Genomic DNA, 18,804 nt, shown 5'->3' on the forward strand with positions numbered 1-18,804 from the left:
GAAACGCTCTCTGGTTGACTAGACTGTGCGTGGGACAGGACAGGAACACCGCATGCGACTTCGATGGACGCTGCCCGCGCTGGCGGCGAGTTTACTCTTCGCGCCGTTGGCGTCGGGGCTGGCCGAATTCGGCATCGAAGGCATGGGCGTGGTCTCCACCCCGGCCAACGAGGCGCGCGCCACGCTCAGCCCGGACGGGCAGCGCATCGTCTGGGCCAGCGACCGCGCCGGAGGCGCCGGCGGCTGGGATCTCTGGCAGGCGCACCTGCGCGGCGGGCGCTGGCAGGACGCGCAACCGCTGCCGATCAATACCGCCCAGGACGAGAGCACGCCGCTGTTCAGTGCCGACGGACGCTGGCTGCTGTTCGCCTCGTCGCGGCCGGGCGGCGCCGGTGGCGACGATCTGTACCGGGTTCCGGTGGACGCACAGGGCAGCCTCGGTGCGGTGCAGTCGCTGGGCGCGGCGATCAACAGCCCGGGCAACGAGCGTGCGCCCACGCTGTCGCTGGACGGCACGCGCCTGCTGTTCGCCAGCGACGGGCACGGCGGTGCCGGCGGCCTGGATCTGTTCGTGGCGCGCTGGGATGGGCGGGCCTTCGCGGCAACGGAGCCGTTGCGCGGGATCAATACCGCCGCCGACGAGGCGGATGCGGCCTTGCTTGCCGATGGCCGTGGCCTGGTCTGGGCGCGCGGCCGTGCAGACGGCCCTGGCCAGTTGCTGCTGGCCGCCTGCAAGGACGGCGCTTACGGCCCTGGCCAGCCGCTGCAGCTGTCGTTCAACGGGCCGCAGGAGCGTACCTTCGGCGCGGTGGTGGACACGGCCAAGCCGGGCGAACTGCTGGTGACCGGCAGCGCACGCGCACCACGCGCCGGGCAGCTGGACATCTACCGGATGAAGGTGCCGGCAGTCGATGGAGAGCTCAGCTGCCGCTGAGCGGGGCGGCGATCGGTGAGCAGCAGGGCAATGGCGAGCCGTGCGCCACACCGCCGCAGCCTGTGCGCACCGGCCGTTCCCACCGCAGCGCGCCGCACGACTGCTCGCTGCGCACTGTCGCCGCTATCAGTACACGTCGCGCCGGTAACGGCCGGCTGCGGTCAGCGATTCCAGGCGGGTCTGGCCCAGGATGTCGCGCAATGCGGCGTCGACCGCACGCGCCATGCTGTCCAGGCTACCGCAGACGTGGATCACCGCACCGCGGTCGATCCAGTGCCGCAACGCATCGCCGGCTTCACGCAGCCGATGCTGCACGTAGCGCTTGTCCGCCTGATCGCGCGAGAACACCTGATCCAGTTGCTGCAGATGCGCACTCGCCTGCCAGGCGCGCAGTTCGTCGGCGAACAGCCGGTCGTGCGCGGCCTGGCGTTCGCCGAACAGCAACCAGTGCCCGTGCACGCCGGCCAGCTCGGCCTCGCGCAGCAGGGCGCGCAGGCCGGCGATGCCGGTGCCGTTACCGATCAGCACCATCGGTGCCGCATCGACGCGATGGAAGCCGGGATTGGTGCGCAGGCGCGCCTGCACCGGCGCGCCGAGCCCGGCGTGCAGGATCAGCCAACCCGAGCCCAGGCCGGGGCGGCCATCGGCAGCGGTCGTCAGCCTGACCACGGCGGTGGCGACACCATCGGCTGCCACGCTGGCCAGCGAATAGTCGCGCGTGGGCAGCCAGCCGCACGCATCCAGCCAGGCCTGGGGATCCGGCCCCGGCACCGGCGGCGTGGCCGGTGCCGCCGGAAGCACGCGCTCGGCAGCGGCGCGGTGCAGCGGCAGCAACTGCGCCTCCACGTGTACCGATGCCTCCGCCGGCAGGCCCCAGGCCGCCAGGCAGGCACGCACCTGCGCGTCGGCATGCGCGGGCTGCACTTCCAGGATGTCCCCGGCCTGCCAGTGGGCATCGGCCGGCGGCTGCAGGTCGATGCGCCAGATCGGCCCGCCTTCGCTGCCAGGGTTGAGGAGGCTGCGCGACTGCAGCAGCCAGGCCGTGCGGCGCGGCCGCGGTGGTGGCGCCGCAGCCAGCGGCGTGCCGGCGATCTGCTCCAGTTGCGCATGCCACTGCGCCAGCGCCTGCGGGTCGAGCTTGTCGATTTCCACCGCCGGAAACAGCGCGCGCGCGCCCTGTGCCTGCAGCCAGTGCTCGGTCTGCCGCGAGAACCCGCAGAACCGTGCGTACTGGCGATCACCCAATGCCAGGACCGCATAGGCCAGCTGCGGCAATGCCACGCGCTGACGCAGCAGCTCGCGCTCGACGCTACGCGCCGCATCCGGCGGCTCGCCATCGCCGAAGGTACTGATCACGAACAAGGCATGCCGGGTCGCCTGCAGGCGCTGCGCATCCACCTGCGCGAGCGGGCACACCTGCACTGGCAGACCGGCCGCCTGCAGATGGCCGGCCGCCTGCCAGGCCAGGCGTTCGGCAAAACCGCTCTGGCTGGCGAAGGCGATCAGCCACGGCTCGGCCTGCGATGCCGGCGGTGCGCTCTGCAGCACCGCGCGTGCGGCACGCAGCGCGCGCTTCTTGCGGCGTCGATCCAGATACAGCATCCAGCCGCTGACGAAGAACACCACCATGCCCAGGCTGGCCAGCATCAGCACGATGCGTCCGGGCAGCCCGAAGAAGCTGCCGGTGTGCAGCGCGAACATGCTGAGCATCCACTGCTGCCCGCGCGTCAGCAGCGCATAGTCGCGGCGCTGCAGTAACGCGCCGCTGCCGGGGTCGATCTCCAACGTATCGAAGGCACGGTCGTGATCGGGGTGGTCGGGCAGGAAGCGGGCGATCAGCGGTTGCCCGGAACGGGCGGGAATGCGCAGATCCACCGCCCCATGCTGGGTGGCCGCGATGCCATCGAGCGTACGCTGCACGCCAGCGAAATCCACCGTTGCAGCACGTTGTTCGGCATGTTCGCTGCGGGGCGCCGGCTCGGCGCCCAGCAACGCCGCCATGCCGTCGCGATACCAGGGATAGGACCAGGTCAGGCCGGTCAGCGCCACCAGCAGATAGACCAGCAGGCACCAGGTGCCGAACACCGCGTGCAGGCTCCACAGAAAGCTGCGTCCCTGCCGCCGCCATTCCACCGCCAGCCAGGTGCGTGGGCTCCACCAACGCCGCGGCCAGCGCAGATACAGGCCCGAGGCACAGAAGAACAGCAGGATCAGCGCGCACGCTCCGGTCACCGCTTGACCGCGCTTGCCGGCAGCCAGATGGCGGTGCAGGTCCTCGATGAAGGCGAACGCATCGCTCAGCCGCGGGGCGGCCATGCGCTCGCCGGTGTAGGGATCGAAATACACCCGCGCACTGCCTTTGGCAGGCAGGCGTGCGTTGGACGGCCGCGTCCCGGTGGGATCGATCAACATGCGCGTGACCGCCGGGCCCTGCACCGGATCACTGCGGTCCAGCTCGAGCCGCTGCAGCAGGACATCTACAGGCAAGGCCCGCTCGCCCGCCGCGTTGCGCTCGGCCAGCTGCGCCACTGCAGGATTGGCCAGCCGCACGATCTCGTCCTCGAAGGAGAGCAACGCACCGGTGACTCCCATCACCGACAGCACCAGGCCGGCAGTGATGCCGAGCAACCAATGCAGCTGGAACAGCAGCGTTTTGATCAAGACAGCAACGACCCGAGAGCGGCCGCCCATTGTAGATGAGAATGCGTCTCGCTGCGGCGATCGGCGCGAGCAACCCGGTGCCGCAGGGTGCAATCAGCAGCACCCGCACCTGCGGTCCAACCCAGCTGCCGCGGGGGTCTCAGTCAGTGTCGCGTAACCAGCGCGCGACCTGCGGAGCGAAATAGGTCAGCACACCGTCGGCGCCGGCGCGCTTAAACGCCATCAGCGCTTCCAGCACGCATTTGCGCTCGTCCAGCCAGCCATTGGCGGCAGCGGCCTTGAGCATCGCGTACTCGCCACTGACCTGATAGGCGAAGGTGGGCACGCGGAATTCGTCCTTCACCCGCCGCACCACGTCCAGGTACGGCATGCCCGGCTTGACCATCACCATGTCCGCGCCCTCTTCCAGGTCCAGCGCGATCTCGCGCAGCGCCTCGTCGCCGTTGGCCGGGTCCATCTGGTACGTGGTCTTGTCGGCCTTGCCCAGATTGCCGGCGCTGCCCACCGCATCGCGGAACGGGCCGTAAAAGGCCGAGGCGTACTTGGCCGAGTACGCCATGATGCGCACGTTGAGATGCTGCTCGGCATCGAGCGCGCGGCGGATCGCGCCGATGCGGCCGTCCATCATGTCCGAGGGCGAGATGATGTCCACGCCCGCCTGCGCGTGCGACAGCGATTGCTTCACCAGCGCTTCGACGGTGATCTCGTTGAGCACATAGCCCTTGTCGTCGATCAGCCCGTCCTGGCCGTGGGTGGTGTACGGGTCCAGCGCCACGTCGGTCATGATCCCCAGTTCCGGAAAGCGCGACTTCAGCGCACGCACTGCGCGCTGGGCCAGACCGTCCGGATTCCAGGCCTCGGCCGCATCCAGGCTCTTGCCGGCCGGGTCGATCACCGGGAACAGATCGATCACCGGAATCCCCAGTTCCAGCGCGTTTTCCGCCTCGCGCAGCAGTTCGTCCAGCGACAGGCGCTCCACGCCCGGCATCGAGGCGATGGGCGCGCGGCCCGGCAGTTCGTGGACGAATACCGGCCAGATCAGGTCGTCGGTGGTGAGCGTGTTTTCGCGCATCAACCGGCGCGAGAACGCATCGTGGCGCATGCGGCGGGGGCGATAGTGCGGGTGGGCCATGACCAGGCTCCTGGAGACAGCCCCCAAGTTTACGCCCGCCTTCTGCCGCAGGACGCGCTGCGACGCAGTGTCGCAGCGCTGCAACGGCAGGCCACGCAGGTTGTTGGCCTGCGCGCCACAACGACACGTGCGGCACGTGCGACACGTGCAGCCGATGACGGCCTTGATGCGGCGCCGGCCGCCGATACCGCGTTAGATCACTCCCCCGCCCAGGCTCAGCCGGATCACCCCGACCACGATCACCAGGCCATTGAGCAACAGGCCGGTCTTGGCGCGGCCGCGGTGACCGGCCGAGGTGAACAGCAGGGCGATTGCAGCGATCAACGCGCCCACTGCCGCGAACGGAATCAGGAACCAGTTGCCCCAGCCCAACAGCGGGATGAAGGCCAGCACCATCCACAACAAGGCCACGATGCCCCACAACAGGCTGATCAATCCCACAGGTTACCTCGTCATCCGGAGAAAACCCGAGCTTAGCCCTGCACCTGGCAAGACGCCGTGGGCGGGTGGTCACCCTGACCAATGGCAGCTTGGCAACGGCCTCACATGGGCATGGCTAGTGTTCGGCACTGTCCGGTCGGATTCGGTGCCGTTCAGTCCGGGCACCGGATCATCGCCATCACTACCCACGGGGGGCTTCGATATGAACCTGCAGTCGCACATCAGGCGCGCCGCCATCGCCACGGCCGCTGCCGCGCTGTTGGCCGGTTGCGCCAGCAGCTCCAAGGTGATGCTGGGCCAGGCGCGCGCACCGATCGACCCGGCGCAGGTACAGGTCTACTCGCACGCGCCGGCCGGCTCGGTGGAAATCGCCCAGCTCGAATCCACCAGCGCCGCCGGCTTCGGCACCCAGGGCCAGACCGATGCCGCCGTGCAACGCCTCAAACGCGAAGCGGCCAAGCTCGGCGCCAATGGCGTGGTGATCGTCGGCGTGGGCTCGGAGCGCTCCGGCGGCGGCTTGTCGGTAGGCGGCGGCAGCTATGGCGGCCGCGTCGGCGGCGGCCTGGGCATCGGCATCCCGACCACGCAGAAGCGTGCGGCCGGCATGGCGATCTGGGTGCCGGCGGGGGCCGTACAGCACCCGACTACCGAGCTGCCAACCGGACGTTGATCGCCGCCGCATCGGCAGCGCGACGGGGATCCTGTCGCGCTGACGATCTACCGGCGGGTCGAGACCTCAGCGTTTGCGCTGCTGCGCCGGAATGAACTGTGTCTCTACCGCCTTGGCCAACTGATCCGGTGGCAGCAGGCCCTGGTCGAGCAGGAAGTTGTTGAACGCCAGGCGGTCGAACTTTTTGCCTAGCGCCAGCTCGGTGCGCATGCGCAGTTCCAGGATCCGGGTATAGCCGTAGAAATAGCTGCCGGCCTGGCCGGGGGCGCGCACGGTATAGCGATCCAGTTCCTGGCGAGCCATCGCCGTTGACAGGCCGACATCGTCTTCCAGCACCTGACGTGCGCGTTCGCGATCGATCAGGCCGAGATTGAGCATCGGGTCGAGCATGGCGCGTGCGGCGCGCAACAGGCGGAATTGCAAGGCGATCAACTGCCCGTCGAGCGGCTCGTAAGGCACCATTTCGGCTTCGGCATACAGTGCCCAGCCTTCGACGTTGACCGAGTTGAACGCGAACAGGCTGCGCGCCAGCGAGACGCCGCGTTCGACCATGGCAGTGAACTGCAGCTCGTGGCCGGGACGCCCTTCGTGCGCGCTGAGCGTCCACGCCGCCGAGCCGAAGTTGAAGTCGTCGTACTGATCCTTCTTGCTGCCCTCGGCCTTGCTGCCATCGGCCGAGGGGTTGCCCAGCGGCAGGACGAACTGGCCCTGCTGGCCGGTGTTACCGATCAGCGGTGCGGGACGGAAGTGCGGGGCCGGCGACGCCGCACTCTCGGCAGCGCTGCCCAGCCGCATCTGCATCTGACGGTTGGGCACATCGACGATGCGTTGCTGACGGATGATCGGGTCGATCCGGTCGATCACGCCACGGTAGTGCGTTTCCAGCTGGTCGTCGGCGATGGTGTCGCGCTTGAGCGCGCGGATCACCTGCGCGTAGTCGTCGCCTTGCACGCCCTTGGCCTTGGCCACCAGCGGCGCCAGCTGCTGCATGACCGAACGGGTTTCCATGAATTCCAGCTGCGCGCGCTGGATCAGCAACTGTGGCGCGATATCGATTCCCACCTGCTTGAGCTGGAACGCGTACAAGGGCTCGGGCAACCGGGTGTCCTTGCGCGCCTTGGGCAACACCGTCTTCTTCGTCCAGGCGGCATAGTCCTTGAGCTGGGTGGCCATGGACGCGAGCGCGTCATCGGCGCCTGCGACCTTGTATTCGGCGAACAATTCCCGGATACCGGCGACATAGGTGTCCACATTCGCCAGCGCCTGTTGCACCTCGCGTTCGGTGGGCTGCAAGAGCGCCTTGTTGGACAGCTGTTCTTCGTAGCGCTGGCGGGCGAGCGTGGTGATCGGGGTGCTACCCGGCAGCAGGCCGAGATAGCGCTTGAGGCGATCCAGCGCCTTGGCCCGACGCGCGGCCGGCACCTGTTCGGACAGCAGGTCGTTGAGCCCACTGAAGACCAACTGCGGCGCATCGGTCCACGGCAGCAGATAGCGCTCGTTGAGCTCGCTACCCTCGATGTTCTGCTCGGCCGCGCCGATCATGATCTGCAGATCCTGACGCACGTTGGCGTCGCGCTCGCTGGCGAGCCTGGCCTGCAGTTCGCCACGCGCCTTGCGCATCGCCTCGCGGTAGCGCTGCGCGTTGTTCGGTCCCAGGTCGGCCACCTGATCGTCGTAGCCTTCCAGGCCGAACGCGGTTGCCGATTCGGGCTGGAACGGCGCCTGCGCGCTCAGCAGGATCTGCGCATAGCCGTTGCTGGTCTGCACCCAGGCGGGCGTGGCGGGGGCGCTGGCCGCGGCCGGGGTGGTCTGCGCCTGCAGCGGCGAGCAGACGCCAAGCGCCAGGGCGACAGCAATCACGAGAGGTTTCATCGAGCGGATTCCAACGGGGCGATGCGCGACCGTACGCGCAGCGCACGATGCCGGCAACCTGCCGAAGGTCATCGTCCGGCCATGCATGCGCTATCGAAGCAGGCTACCCGGTGCGGTTGCCCATGCGGCAGCCCGTCCCCACAGATACAGCCTCTTGCGGCACCTTGCATCGATACCCTGCGCACTGTCCGGGCTGCTGCATGCTGCCAGCGCTCCCGGCGGCGCGTGACGACCGATTGCGCGCGCTACCTGACGTGGCCCCGGCCGACGGACGGGAGGCCTCGCTCAGGGGGCTCAGGGGCTCAGGGGCTCAGGGGCTCAGGCAACGTGCCAGGAACGCCTCCGCAGTCCTGTAGCGATGCAAGGCCGTGGCGCCGGACAAACCGTGCTTGGCGCCCGGATAGGTCATCAGTTCGAACGGGGTGCCGCGCTGCTGCAGGTCGCTCATCAGCGTGGTGGCGTTGGTGAACAGCACGTTGTCGTCGGCCATGCCGTGGATCAACAGCAACCTGGCGCGCAGGCCATCCACATGGGTGGCCACGCGCGCCTGGCGGTAGCCTTCGGCATTGCCCGCCGGCAGGTCCATGTAGCGTTCGGTGTAGTGGGTGTCGTACAGGCCCCAATCGGTGACCGGTGCACCGGCCACGCCACAGGCATAGGCCTCGCTGTGCCTGGCCAGCAGCATCAAGGTCATGTAACCGCCGTTGGACCAGCCCTGGACGCCGATCCGCTGGGCATCGACCCAGGGTTGTTGCCTGAGCCAGGCCACGCCTTGCAACTGATCGTCCACTTCCACCGTGCCCTGCTTGCCATACAAGGCACCACCGAAATCGCGGCCACGCCGCGGGGTGCCGCGATTGTCGAGCGAGAACACCACGTAGCCGCGCTGGGCCAGATACTGATCGAACAAGGCATCGCCGCGACCGGGCCAGGCATCGAGCACGGTCTGCGCGGCGGGACCGCCGTAGACGTACACCAGCACCGGGTAGCGCCGGGACGGGTCGAATTGCGCCGGCTTGATCAGCCGGTAGTGCAGCGGGGTCTTGCCATCGGCGGCGGTGAGCGTGCCGAATTCCACCGGCCGCTGCGCGTCGCGGTACCTGGAATAGGGATGCTGCGGATCGGCCAGATCGTTCTTCAGCAGCGTGGCGATCTTTTCGCCATTGGCGCGGAACAACTCGATCTGAGGCGGCGTGGCGGTGTTGGACCAGCTATCGACATACACGCTGGCGTTGCTGGCGAAGCTGGCCGCATGCGTGCCGTGGGTGGCTGAGCGCTTTTCGATGGCGCCGCCCGCGAGCGGAACGGCATAGACGTGCGTCTGGATCGGCGACTCCTTGCTGGCGGAGAAGTACGCCAGCCCGGCCTGCTCGTCGACTGCCAGCAGCGCATCCACGACCCACTGCCCGGAGGTCAGCGGCGCGAGCGTGCGGCCGTCTTCGGAGGCCAGGTACAGATGCGCGTAGCCACTGCGTTCGGAATTCCACACGAACCGGCCGTCCTTCAGGAAGCGCAGATCGTTGTTGAGCGGCACCCAGGTGGGCGAGGTCTCGGTGACGAGCATGCGCTGCCGGCCGGTGGCCAGCGTGGTTTCGATCAGTTCGAGGGTCTTCTGGTCGCGCGACTGGCGCTGGAAGGTCAGCCGCTGCGCATCGCGCCAGTCCACGCGCGCCAGGTAGATGTCCGGGTTCTTGCCCAGGTCGATCCAGCGCGGCGCCGCGTCTGCGCGCGGTGCGATCACGCCCAGCTGCACGGCGACATTGGGCTGGCCGGCCTGCGGGTAGCGTTGCTCGATCACCTCGGTGTGGTCGGCATACACCTCCGGCCGCTTCTGGATCGGCACCGCCGATTCGTCGATGCGCGCGAAGGCGATCGCCGAATCGTCCGGCGCCCACCAATAGCCGGTGTGACGGTCCATTTCTTCGTCGGCGACGAATTCGGCCACGCCGTTGCCGATGGTGTCGCTGCCGTCACGGGTGAGCTGCAGCTGCTTGCCGCTGGCCAGATCGATCACCCACAGGTTGCGCGCGCGCACGAAGCTGACGAAGCCGCCCTTGGGCGACAACTTGGCATCGGTGGCGAAGCCTTCGCCATGGGTGAGCTGGCGGACCGCTGCCGCGCCGGTCTTGCGCAGGTCGTACAGATACAGCTCGCCGCCGAGCGGAAACAGCAGCGCGTGCGCGTCGGGCGCCCATTGGTAATCCACGATGCCGGCGAAGGCGGCGATGCGCTGACGCTCGCGGCGGGCCTTTTCCGCATCGCTCAGGGTTTCGGTGCCCGGCAGCACGACCTTGGAATCCACCAGCAGACGGGTCTGGCCGCTGGCGATGTCGTATTCCCACAGATCCAGCTGATTGCGGTCGCTGTCCTTGCCGCGCAGGAAGCTCACCCGCGAGCCGTCCGGGGCCACCTTGGGCTTCATCAATGTCGGTCCGGACAACGGCATCGGGCCGGTGATGGCCTCCAGGGTGAGCTTCTCGGCGTGGGCCATGGGAACGGGACTGAGCATGAGGGCGAGGGCGGCGAACAGGGCGCGCATCGAGGATCCTGACGAAAGGCTGCGCACAGGATGCAGGGGGGAAGGGGGTTTGAGAAGCGCGCGCTCGCGGTGGCGATCGGTGATGCTCGCCGCTGGCGCTCGGTGCGGTGCGCTACAGGATCGTGCAGGCGCAGGGTGCGGACTGTTTGCCCAGGCGCACGAACGCCAGCGTCCGACATGTGACTGCGTGTCTTCGGTGGCGCCGTGCACTCCCCCTTTCGGAGACTGAGGTGCAGCCGCGAACGATCGCGGCGGCGGCCATGGGCGCGACGGGCGTTACCGGTAAGGCGTTCGCGCCCGGGTGCGCTACGCAGCCTTCTGCCGGTGCGTTCAGCGTTTGCCGAACAGGTGCCGGCGCTCCTCATCGCTGAGCGGCTTGCCGGCGTTGGGGTTGACCGTCTCCTTGAGCGCGTAGGCGCGCTGGGTGGCCGGGCGCGCGGCGATGGCGTCGTGCCAGCGCTTCAGATGCGGGAAGGCGGCATAGTCGGGCGTGAGGTCGGCGTACACCTCGATCCATGGATAGCTGGCCATATCGGCGATGCCATAGTCGTCGCCGGCCAGGAACGCCTGCGCGGCCAGGCGCTTGTCGAGCACGCCATGCAGGCGGCGGACCTCGGCGTTGTAGCGTTCGATCGCGTAGGCAATCTTCTCCGGGGCGTAGACGTTGAAGTGCCCCATCTGGCCGCTCATCGGGCCCAGCCCACCCATCTGCCAGAACAGCCATTCCAGCGCGGCGATGCGGCCGCGTGGCTCGCGCGGCAGGAAGCGGCCGGTCTTCTCGGCCAAATACAGCAGGATGGCACCGGACTCGAACACGCTCTGCGCCGGGCCGCCATCGGCCGGCGCATGATCGACGATGGCCGGCATCTTGTTGTTGGGCGAGATCTGCAGGAAGGCCGGCTCGAACTGCGCACCCTTGCCGATGTCGACCGGCTTGACGGTGTAATCCAGCCCGGCTTCTTCCAGGAACAAGGTGACCTTGTGGCCATTGGGGGTGGGCCAGTAGTACAGATCGATCATCACGCGCTCCAACTGTCGAGGGCGACGCCAGGCGGCGCCAGGGACCCACGATGGTAAGGCCGGCGCCGTGATCGGCAGGCGCCTAGTCGCGGCCGGGACCGGAACACTGTGTGACACCGGTAGCTCCGGACCGATGCTGCACTGCAAATTGACTTTGTTAAGCGGCAGCTAACAAATGCGCGATTGTTTGACGACCTTCACCTGTCCCGCCCGGGACCGGTGCTTCTTCATTTGGGGATTGAATCATCGTGAGAGAGCCACGCACTCTGCCGCGCACGCGGCGCCTGACGTCTGCCCTGCTGTTCGCATTGTCGACTCCGCTGGCTGCGCAGACCGCGCCGGCGCCGCAATCGGCGTCCACCGTACCCGGCTCCAGCCAGGCCGATCCGGCCACCCTCGATACCGTCCAGGTCAGCGGTATCCGCGGCAGCCTCACCTCGTCGATGAACGTCAAGCGCGATGCGCAAGGCATCGTCGACGGCATCGTGGCCGAGGACATCGGCAAGTTCCCCGATACCAACCTGGCCGAATCGCTGCAACGCATCAGCGGCGTGTCGATCGATCGCTCGCTGGGCGAAGGCTCGCGCGTCACCGTGCGTGGCGTCGGCCCCGACTTCAATCTGGTGCTGTTGAACGGCCGGCAGATGCCGGGCGCCACCATCGAAGATGCCAGCGCCTCCAACTCGCGCGCGTTCGACTTCGCCAACCTGGCGTCGGAATCGATTTCCGGCATCGAGGTGTTCAAGACCAGCCGCGCCAGCACGCCTACCGGCGGTATCGGCGCCAGCATCAACATCAAGACCACCCGCCCGCTGGACAACCCGGGCCTGCATGCCAACGTGGGTCTGAAGGGCGTGCACGATGCGTCCAACGAGAACCTGCCCGGCCGCCTGCAGGGCGATTCGCTGACCCCGGAAATCTCCGGCATCTTCAGCAACACCTCGGCCGACGGGCGCTTCGGCGTTGCGGTCACCGGCAGCTACCAGGAACGCGATTTCGGCTACAGCCAGGTCGGCGTGCCCAACGGCTGGCGCGCCTTCCGCGGCGATTCCACCGCCTACGGCACCATCCCGCAGCCCGGAACGCCGGGCGCGCAGAACATCGTCAACCGCCCCGGCCCGAACGACATCTACTCGGTGCCGCAGAACCTCAACTACCGCGTGGTCGGCGTGGAACGCCAGCGCACCAACGGCCAGCTGACCCTGCAATACAAGCCGCTGGACAACATCACCACCACGCTGGATTACACCTACTCGGAAAACAAGATCCAGCAGCAGCGCAACGAAATGTCGGTGTGGTTCAACTACGGCCCGTCGGCCAGCGCCTGGACCAATGGTCCGGTGGCCGGCCCGATCAGCTATTCGGAGATCGTCGATCCGGCCACCAGCGATCTGGCCACTGCCGGCTCCAACGCGGCCACCCGCAACCAGAACAAATCGCTGGGTTTCAACGTGGATTGGGCGGTGAACGACCAGTTCAAGTTGAACTTCGACGTCCACCGCTCCACCGCCGAGGCCGGCCCGGACGGCCCTTACGGCTCGGGCAATTCGCTGGGCGTGGCCGGTTTCTACCGCGGCACCTCGGTGGTGGATTTCAGCAAGGATTTCCCGGTGCTGCAGCAGCAGCTGGGCTTCGGCCTGACCGGGCTGGATCCCTCTCGCACCCTGGTCACCGGCTCCACCTTCCGCAATAGCTACATGAAGTCGGAGATCGACCAGGCGCAGGTCAATGGCGACTTCACCTTCGAGAACTATTCGCAGTTGAAGTTCGGCATCGGCAGCACCGAGGTCAAGAACCGCTCGGCGTTCTCCAATGTGCAGCGCGACACCTGGGGCGGCGCGGGTACCGCAGCCGATTACCCGGACGACCTGTGGATTCCCACCTCGTTCCCGCGCTATTTCGATGCGATCGACGGCAGCGGCAATCCGGCGCAGTTCAGCCAGCTGTTCCTGTTCGACTTCGAGCGTGCGCGCCAGGCGGCCGCGCGGGTCGCCGGCGACGACGCGCTGTACCGCCCGTCGCCGATCTACAACACCGACCGCCGCGTGACCGAAAAGTCCAAGAGCGCCTACCTGCAATGGGGCAACAGCTGGGACGATCTGCGCGTGCCGATCACCCTGGCGGCCGGCGTGCGCTATGAGGAAACCGAGGTCCAGGCGCGAGCGCTGGTGCCGGTGGCGGTGGGTATCGACTGGGTAGCCAACAACGAATTGCCGATCCGTCTGGCCGACTCGGCGTTCTCCGGCGGCAGCGGCAAGTACGAATACTGGCTGCCCAGCCTGGACCTGAGCTTCAAGCTCACCGAGGATCTGGTGCTGCGCGGCAGCTATGGCGAAACCATCGGCCGTCCCGGCTGGGGCGACATCCAGGGCGGGCAGACGCTCAATCAGATCGCGCGCATCGAAGGCGGCACCGGGCAGGAAGGCAATCCCGGCCTCAAGCCGCTGCTGTCGCACAACATCGATTTCTCGCTGGAGTGGTACTACAGCGACGCCAGCTACGCATCGGTGGGCTTCTTCCGCAAGAACATCGACAACTACGTCGGCGTGACCACCCGCAACGATGCTTCGCTGGGTCTGAACACGCCGATCGGCGGCGCGTACTGGAACCAGGCGCTGGCCAACAGCTGTGCCACCGCCGACCTGACCTGCATCCGCAACTACATCTTCCGCAACTTCAACGGCCAGCCCGGCGTGGTGCGCGGAGCCGACGATTCCAACGGCAACGCCACCGGCGTGATCAGCGGGCGGCCGGGCGATCCGGTGGCCAACTTCGCCATCACCGCGCCGGCCAACCAGCGCTCGGCGTCGCTGGACGGTTGGGAATTCAACGTGCAGCACATGTTCGGCGACAGCGGTTTCGGCGTGTCGGCCAACTACACCATGGTCGACTCGGGCCTGACCTACGACAACTACGTCATCGGCGAGCAGTTCGCGCTGGAAGGGCTGAGCGATTCGGCCAACGTGGTCGGTTTCTACGACAAGGGGCCGTGGCAGATCCGTGCCGCCTACAACTGGCGCGACCAGTTCCTGGCCGCGCGGTTCGACGGCAGCGGTCAGCCCAACCCGGTCTATACCGAAGCCTATGGGCAGCTGGACCTCAACATCGGCTACCAGTGGAACGAGAACCTGTCGCTGAGCCTGGAGGCGATCAACCTCAACGATGCGGTCCAGCGCCAGCACGGCCGTCATCCGAACCAGGTGATCTTCGCCACTCAGACCGGCCCGCGCTACATGCTGGGCCTGCGCTACAAGTTCTGGTGATGTGAGCCGCTCCAGGCGACCCGGCAGCGCGTCTGCCGGGTCGCTGTTTCGACCTTCCCGTGCGGTGTCCGGATGCGGGCCATCCGGCACTTGCCTGGCGAAGGGCAACTGTCCAAGCATGGGCCACGCGCCCCGCGTGATGTGGCTGCCCCCATGACCAATGCCGTGTTGTTGAACAACCTCGATCACCGCGACCTGCGCGTGATCACCGCCCATGGCGCCGCCTACGGCGACGACGTGATGTCGGCGGCGACCTTTCCCCAGGAGTTCCGCCAGCTGCAGGCGCAGTACCCGATCGTCTTCCACCGCAGCGGCAACGGGCGTTTTCAGCCGCTGGCCTTGCTGGGGTTGCGACTGGGCGAGAACCTGTTCCTGCAGGGTGCGCGCTGGGATGCGCCCTATGTGCCGCTGGCGATCCAGCGCCAACCGTTTCTGATCGGCCAGCAACCGGAGGGGCCGATGGTGCATGTGGACCTGGACAGCCCACGCATCGGCCGGCACGACGGCGAACTGCTGTTTCGCGAACATGGCGGCACCACCGAATTTCTCGACCACATCAGCCAGTTGCTGCGTACCCTGCACGACGGCTTGGCCGAGAGCGATGCGTTCGTGGAGCGCGCATTGCGCTACGAGCTGCTCGAACCGTTCGTCTTCGAAGCCACCCTGGACAATGGCCTGGACTGCCGTCTGGCCGGTCTGTACACCGTGCACGAGGAACGCCTGCGCGCGCTCGGCAATACCGCGCTGCTGGACCTGCACCGGCACGGCGATCTGGAGCCGCTGTACATGGCAGTGGCCTCGATCGCGCAGTTCCGCCACCTGCTCGAACGCCTCAACCGTCGCCATGCCGGCTGAGCCGCGCCCTATCGACGAACGCCACGGCCTGGATCCGCAGCAGCTGGATCCGGCGCTGTTGCGCTCGACCACGCCGCTGGTGCTGCGCGGACTGGTGCGCGACTGGCCGCTGGCCCGCGCCGGCGCGCAGTCCGCGCAGGCCGCCGCCGCCTACCTGCGCGGCTACGACCGCGGTGAGGCCGTCGTGGCCCAGGTCGGGCCGCCGGAGATCGGCGGGCGCTTCTTCTACAACGCGGACATGAGCGGCTTCAATTTCCGCCCCGAGCGCGTGCCGCTGGGGGTGGTGCTGGACACGCTGCTGCGCGACCTGGACAACCCGCAGCCGCCGGCGATCTATGTCGGCTCCACCACGCTGGACACCTACCTGCCCGGCCTGCGCGCGCACAATCCGATCGCGCTGCCGCAGGCCGAACCGCTGGCCAGCATCTGGATCGGCAACCGCACCCGCATCGCCGCCCATCAGGACCTGCCGGACAACCTGGCCTGCGTGGTCGCCGGGCGCCGCCGCTTCACCCTGTTTCCGCCCGATCAGCTGCGCAATCTGTATATCGGCCCGCTGGATCTCACCCCGGCCGGGCAACCGGTCAGCCTGGTGGACATCGCCGCACCGGATCTGCAGCGCTTTCCACGCTATGCGCAGGCGCTGGAGCACGCCCTCGTCGCCGAGCTGGAACCTGGCGATGCGTTGTTCATTCCCAGCATGTGGTGGCATCACGTGCAGGCGCTGGAGGGCTTCAATGTGCTGGTCAATTTCTGGTGGCGGCAGAGCGCGGCCTATATGGACTCGCCGATGAACGCGCTGATGCTGGCGCTGCTGGCGGTGCGCGATCTTCCGCCCGAACAGCGCGCCACCTGGCAGGAGGTGTTTCGCCATTACGTGTTCGAGCCCGATGCGCACACCGCTGCGCATGTGCCCGAGGCCGCACGCGGCGTGCTGGCACCGATGGACGCGGACCGTGCCCGCAGCCTGCGCGCGCGGCTGCTGCAACGCTTGAACCGCTGAGGACTGCCGATGGACCACGCCCCCGTTTCCGACCCACGCCAGCGCCCAGTGCGCCGCGTGGTCATTGCCGGTGGCGGCACCGCCGGCTGGATGGCCGCTGCTGCGCTGTCCAAGCTGCTGGGCCGGCACCTGCAGATCACCCTGGTGGAATCGGACGAGATCGGCACCGTCGGCGTGGGCGAAGCCACCATCCCCAGTCTGGTCACCTTCCACCGCCTGCTGGAGATCGACGAGGCCACGTTCATGGCCGCCACCCAGGCGACCTTCAAGCTGGGCATCGCCTTCGAGCATTGGCGCGATGTGGACAGGCACTACATCCATTCCTTCGGGCATACCGGCACCGACCACTGGAGCGCCGGCTTCCACCACTTCTGGCTGAAAGGCTGCCAGCGCGGGGTGGCGCGCGCCTTCGGCGACTATTGCCTGGAACTGCGCGCGGCCGAGGAAGGGCGTTTCGCGCATCTGCCCAATGGCGGCATGAACTACGCCTACCATCTGGATGCCGGCCTGTACGCACGCTTCCTGCGCCGTTTCAGCGAAGGCTTCGGCGTGCGGCGCATCGAGGGGCGCATCGGCGAGGTCGACACCGACCCGGAGAGCGGCTTCCTCACCGCCTTGACGCTGCGCGACGGCACGCGCGTGGAAGGTGACCTGTTCGTCGACTGCACCGGCTTTGCCGGGCTGCTGATCGGCAAGACCCTGGGCGTGGGCAGCGAGGACTGGTCGCAGTGGCTGTTCGCCGACAGCGCGCTGGCGGTGCAGACCGAATCGGTCGGCCCGCCGGTGACCTACACCCGTGCGCGCGCCGACCAGTCCGGCTGGATGTGGCGCATTCCGCTACAGCACCGGGTGGGCAACGGCATCGTCTATTCCAGCCGCTACACCGACCAGGACAGCGCCAGGGCCGTGCTGGAGCGCAATCTGCAGGGACGTGCGCTGACCGAACCGCGCGCGCTGCGCTTCACCCCCAACCAGCGCCACCGGGTGTGGGAGAAGAATTGCGTGGCGCTGGGGCTGGCCAGCGGGTTCCTGGAGCCGATCGAGTCCACCAACATCCACCTGATCCAGCGTGGCATCGTGCGGCTGTTGCAGACCTTCCCACAGGTCATCCACCCGGTCGACGTTGCCGAATACAACCGCCAGGCCGCCGAGGAAATCGCGCATATCCGCGATTTCGTGATCCTGCACTACCACGCCACCGACCGCCGCGATACGCCGTTCTGGCGCGACTGCGCGGCGATGGACATCCCCGATTCGCTGCGCCACCGGATGCAACTGTTCCGCGAGAGCGGGCGGGTCTTCCACCGCGGCAACGAGCTGTTCGCGGAAAACTCCTGGGTGCAGGTCATGCTGGGCCAGGGCATCACACCCCGCCAGCACCACCCGGTGGCCGACCTGATGGGCGATACGGAGCTGAGCCAGTTCCTGCAGGGCATCCGCGGGCGGGTGGAGGCCGCGCTGGTGCGGCTGCCGGCGCATGCGGACTTCCTGCACCGCTACTGCCCGGCCGCGCCGCCGCCGGAAGCGGCCACACCGTTGCCGTCCCCTGCGGCGCTGGGGAGCGCGGCAGGATGAAATTCGCCTCCGGCCGATGCAAGGCTTGGCTTCCACCGCCCCAGCAATGCTAGATTGCGGCTTTGCCGTCCCTTGCGGGAACAGGGGCCGGCGCTCACCGCAGCAACGTATCTTTCGCACTCGGGGTAAGGGGGACGCATGTTGGATCTGACACAGGGCCGTATGGCACGCCGGATCGCGCCGGTCATTTTGCTGGTCGGCCTGGCCGCCTGCTCCAAGCAGGAAGACAAGGCCGCCACCACCGCTGCCACGCCTGCGGCACCGGCCACCACGCCGGCACCGACGCCGGCCACCGCAGTCTCGCCGCAAGTGCAGTCGATGGGCGCGGACCAGCTGCGCGAATCGGCCACCAAGGCGCTGCAGGAGAACCGCATGTACGCCCCGGCCGGCGACAACGCGGTGGAGTACTACCTGGCGCTGCGCGAGAAGCAGCCGCAGGACGCCACCGTCAACAGCGCGCTGACCGACCTGATGCCGTACACGCTGATCGCCGCCGAGCAGGGCATCGGCCGGGAGGAGTTTCCCGAAGCGCAGCGGCTGATCGCGCTGATCGAAAAGGTCGACCCCAAGGCACCGGCGCTGCCGCGTCTGAAGAGCGGCCTGGACACCGCCATGAAGACCGCCGCCAGCCGCTCCGAGCAGGATGCCGAGCAGGCCAAGAAGCTGGCCGAGGACAAGGCCAAGCAGGCCGCAGAGCAGAAGCGCCTGGCCGAGCAGCAGTCGCGCGAAGCCGCTGCGGCCCAGCAGATCGCCGCCCAGCAGGAAGCCGCCCGCCAGCAGGCCGCCGAAGCCGAGCGCCAGGCAGCTGCCAGGCGCCCGGCCGAACCGGCCGCGCCGAC

Annotated in this window: 13 protein-coding genes; 7 read left to right on the forward strand and 6 right to left on the reverse strand. The window is 67.9% G+C overall.

The window, feature by feature from the left end; translation table 11 throughout:
* Positions 1–52 precede the first annotated feature (52 nt).
* On the forward strand, positions 53–934 hold the full coding sequence (locus LL962_RS11410) for a TolB family protein (RefSeq protein ID WP_228316970.1): 882 nt from the start codon (positions 53–55) through the stop codon (positions 932–934).
* 126 nt (positions 935–1,060) lie between these two features.
* Here the strand turns inward: LL962_RS11410 and LL962_RS11415 are convergent, their stop codons facing one another.
* From LL962_RS11415 to LL962_RS11425, 3 genes are all read right to left on the reverse strand, one after another.
* Positions 1,061–3,595: a PepSY domain-containing protein gene (locus LL962_RS11415; protein WP_228316971.1), complete on the reverse strand. Its 2,535-nt coding sequence runs from the start codon at positions 3,593–3,595 to the stop codon at positions 1,061–1,063.
* A gap of 139 nt (positions 3,596–3,734) precedes the next feature.
* Positions 3,735–4,727 (reverse strand): porphobilinogen synthase, encoded by a 993-nt coding sequence (gene hemB, locus LL962_RS11420; RefSeq protein ID WP_104587717.1) that lies wholly within the window; start codon positions 4,725–4,727, stop codon positions 3,735–3,737.
* 192 nt (positions 4,728–4,919) lie between these two features.
* Positions 4,920–5,162, reverse strand: coding sequence for a hypothetical protein (locus LL962_RS11425; protein WP_208621455.1), 243 nt, complete (start codon positions 5,160–5,162; stop codon positions 4,920–4,922).
* Positions 5,163–5,370: 208 nt separating this feature from the next.
* Here LL962_RS11425 and LL962_RS11430 point away from each other — a divergent pair, with 208 nt between their 5' ends.
* A complete protein-coding gene (locus LL962_RS11430) occupies positions 5,371–5,838 on the forward strand; it encodes a hypothetical protein (RefSeq protein ID WP_228316972.1) in 468 nt (155 codons plus the stop codon).
* Positions 5,839–5,904: 66 nt separating this feature from the next.
* Here LL962_RS11430 and LL962_RS11435 read toward each other — a convergent pair whose 3' ends face one another.
* The 3 genes from LL962_RS11435 to LL962_RS11445 form a co-directional block, all read right to left on the reverse strand.
* Complete coding sequence (locus LL962_RS11435; RefSeq protein ID WP_228316973.1) at positions 5,905–7,710, reverse strand: DUF885 domain-containing protein; 1,806 nt, start codon at positions 7,708–7,710, stop codon at positions 5,905–5,907.
* Positions 7,711–8,020: 310 nt separating this feature from the next.
* Positions 8,021–10,249, reverse strand: a complete 2,229-nt coding sequence (locus LL962_RS11440) for a S9 family peptidase (RefSeq protein WP_228316974.1) — start codon at positions 10,247–10,249, stop codon at positions 8,021–8,023.
* Positions 10,250–10,579: 330 nt separating this feature from the next.
* Positions 10,580–11,269 (reverse strand): glutathione binding-like protein, encoded by a 690-nt coding sequence (locus LL962_RS11445; protein ID WP_228316975.1) that lies wholly within the window; start codon positions 11,267–11,269, stop codon positions 10,580–10,582.
* 248 nt (positions 11,270–11,517) lie between these two features.
* On the opposite strand from LL962_RS11445, the gene LL962_RS11450 reads away from it, so the two are divergent.
* The 5 genes from LL962_RS11450 to LL962_RS11470 form a co-directional block, all read left to right on the forward strand.
* Positions 11,518–14,532, forward strand: a complete 3,015-nt coding sequence (locus tag LL962_RS11450) for a TonB-dependent receptor (protein ID WP_104587722.1) — start codon at positions 11,518–11,520, stop codon at positions 14,530–14,532.
* 153 nt (positions 14,533–14,685) lie between these two features.
* Positions 14,686–15,387, forward strand: a complete 702-nt coding sequence (locus LL962_RS11455) for a SapC family protein (protein WP_228316976.1) — start codon at positions 14,686–14,688, stop codon at positions 15,385–15,387.
* Entirely contained in the window at positions 15,377–16,390 is a 1,014-nt protein-coding gene (locus LL962_RS11460) for a cupin-like domain-containing protein (RefSeq protein WP_104587723.1), read from the forward strand. The genes LL962_RS11455 and LL962_RS11460 overlap by 11 nt, the downstream gene beginning before the upstream one ends.
* A 9-nt stretch (positions 16,391–16,399) precedes the next feature.
* Positions 16,400–17,965 carry a tryptophan halogenase family protein gene (locus LL962_RS11465; RefSeq protein WP_228316977.1) on the forward strand — a complete coding sequence of 522 codons (1,566 nt, stop codon included), beginning with the start codon at positions 16,400–16,402 and terminating at the stop codon, positions 17,963–17,965.
* A gap of 138 nt (positions 17,966–18,103) precedes the next feature.
* The coding region (locus LL962_RS11470) for an energy transducer TonB (RefSeq protein WP_228316978.1) at positions 18,104–18,804 on the forward strand (701 nt) is incomplete at its 3' end.

The sequence above is a fragment of the Xanthomonas sp. NCPPB 1067 genome (genome assembly GCF_020783795.1).
Classification (GTDB): Bacteria; Pseudomonadota; Gammaproteobacteria; order Xanthomonadales; family Xanthomonadaceae; genus Xanthomonas; species Xanthomonas melonis.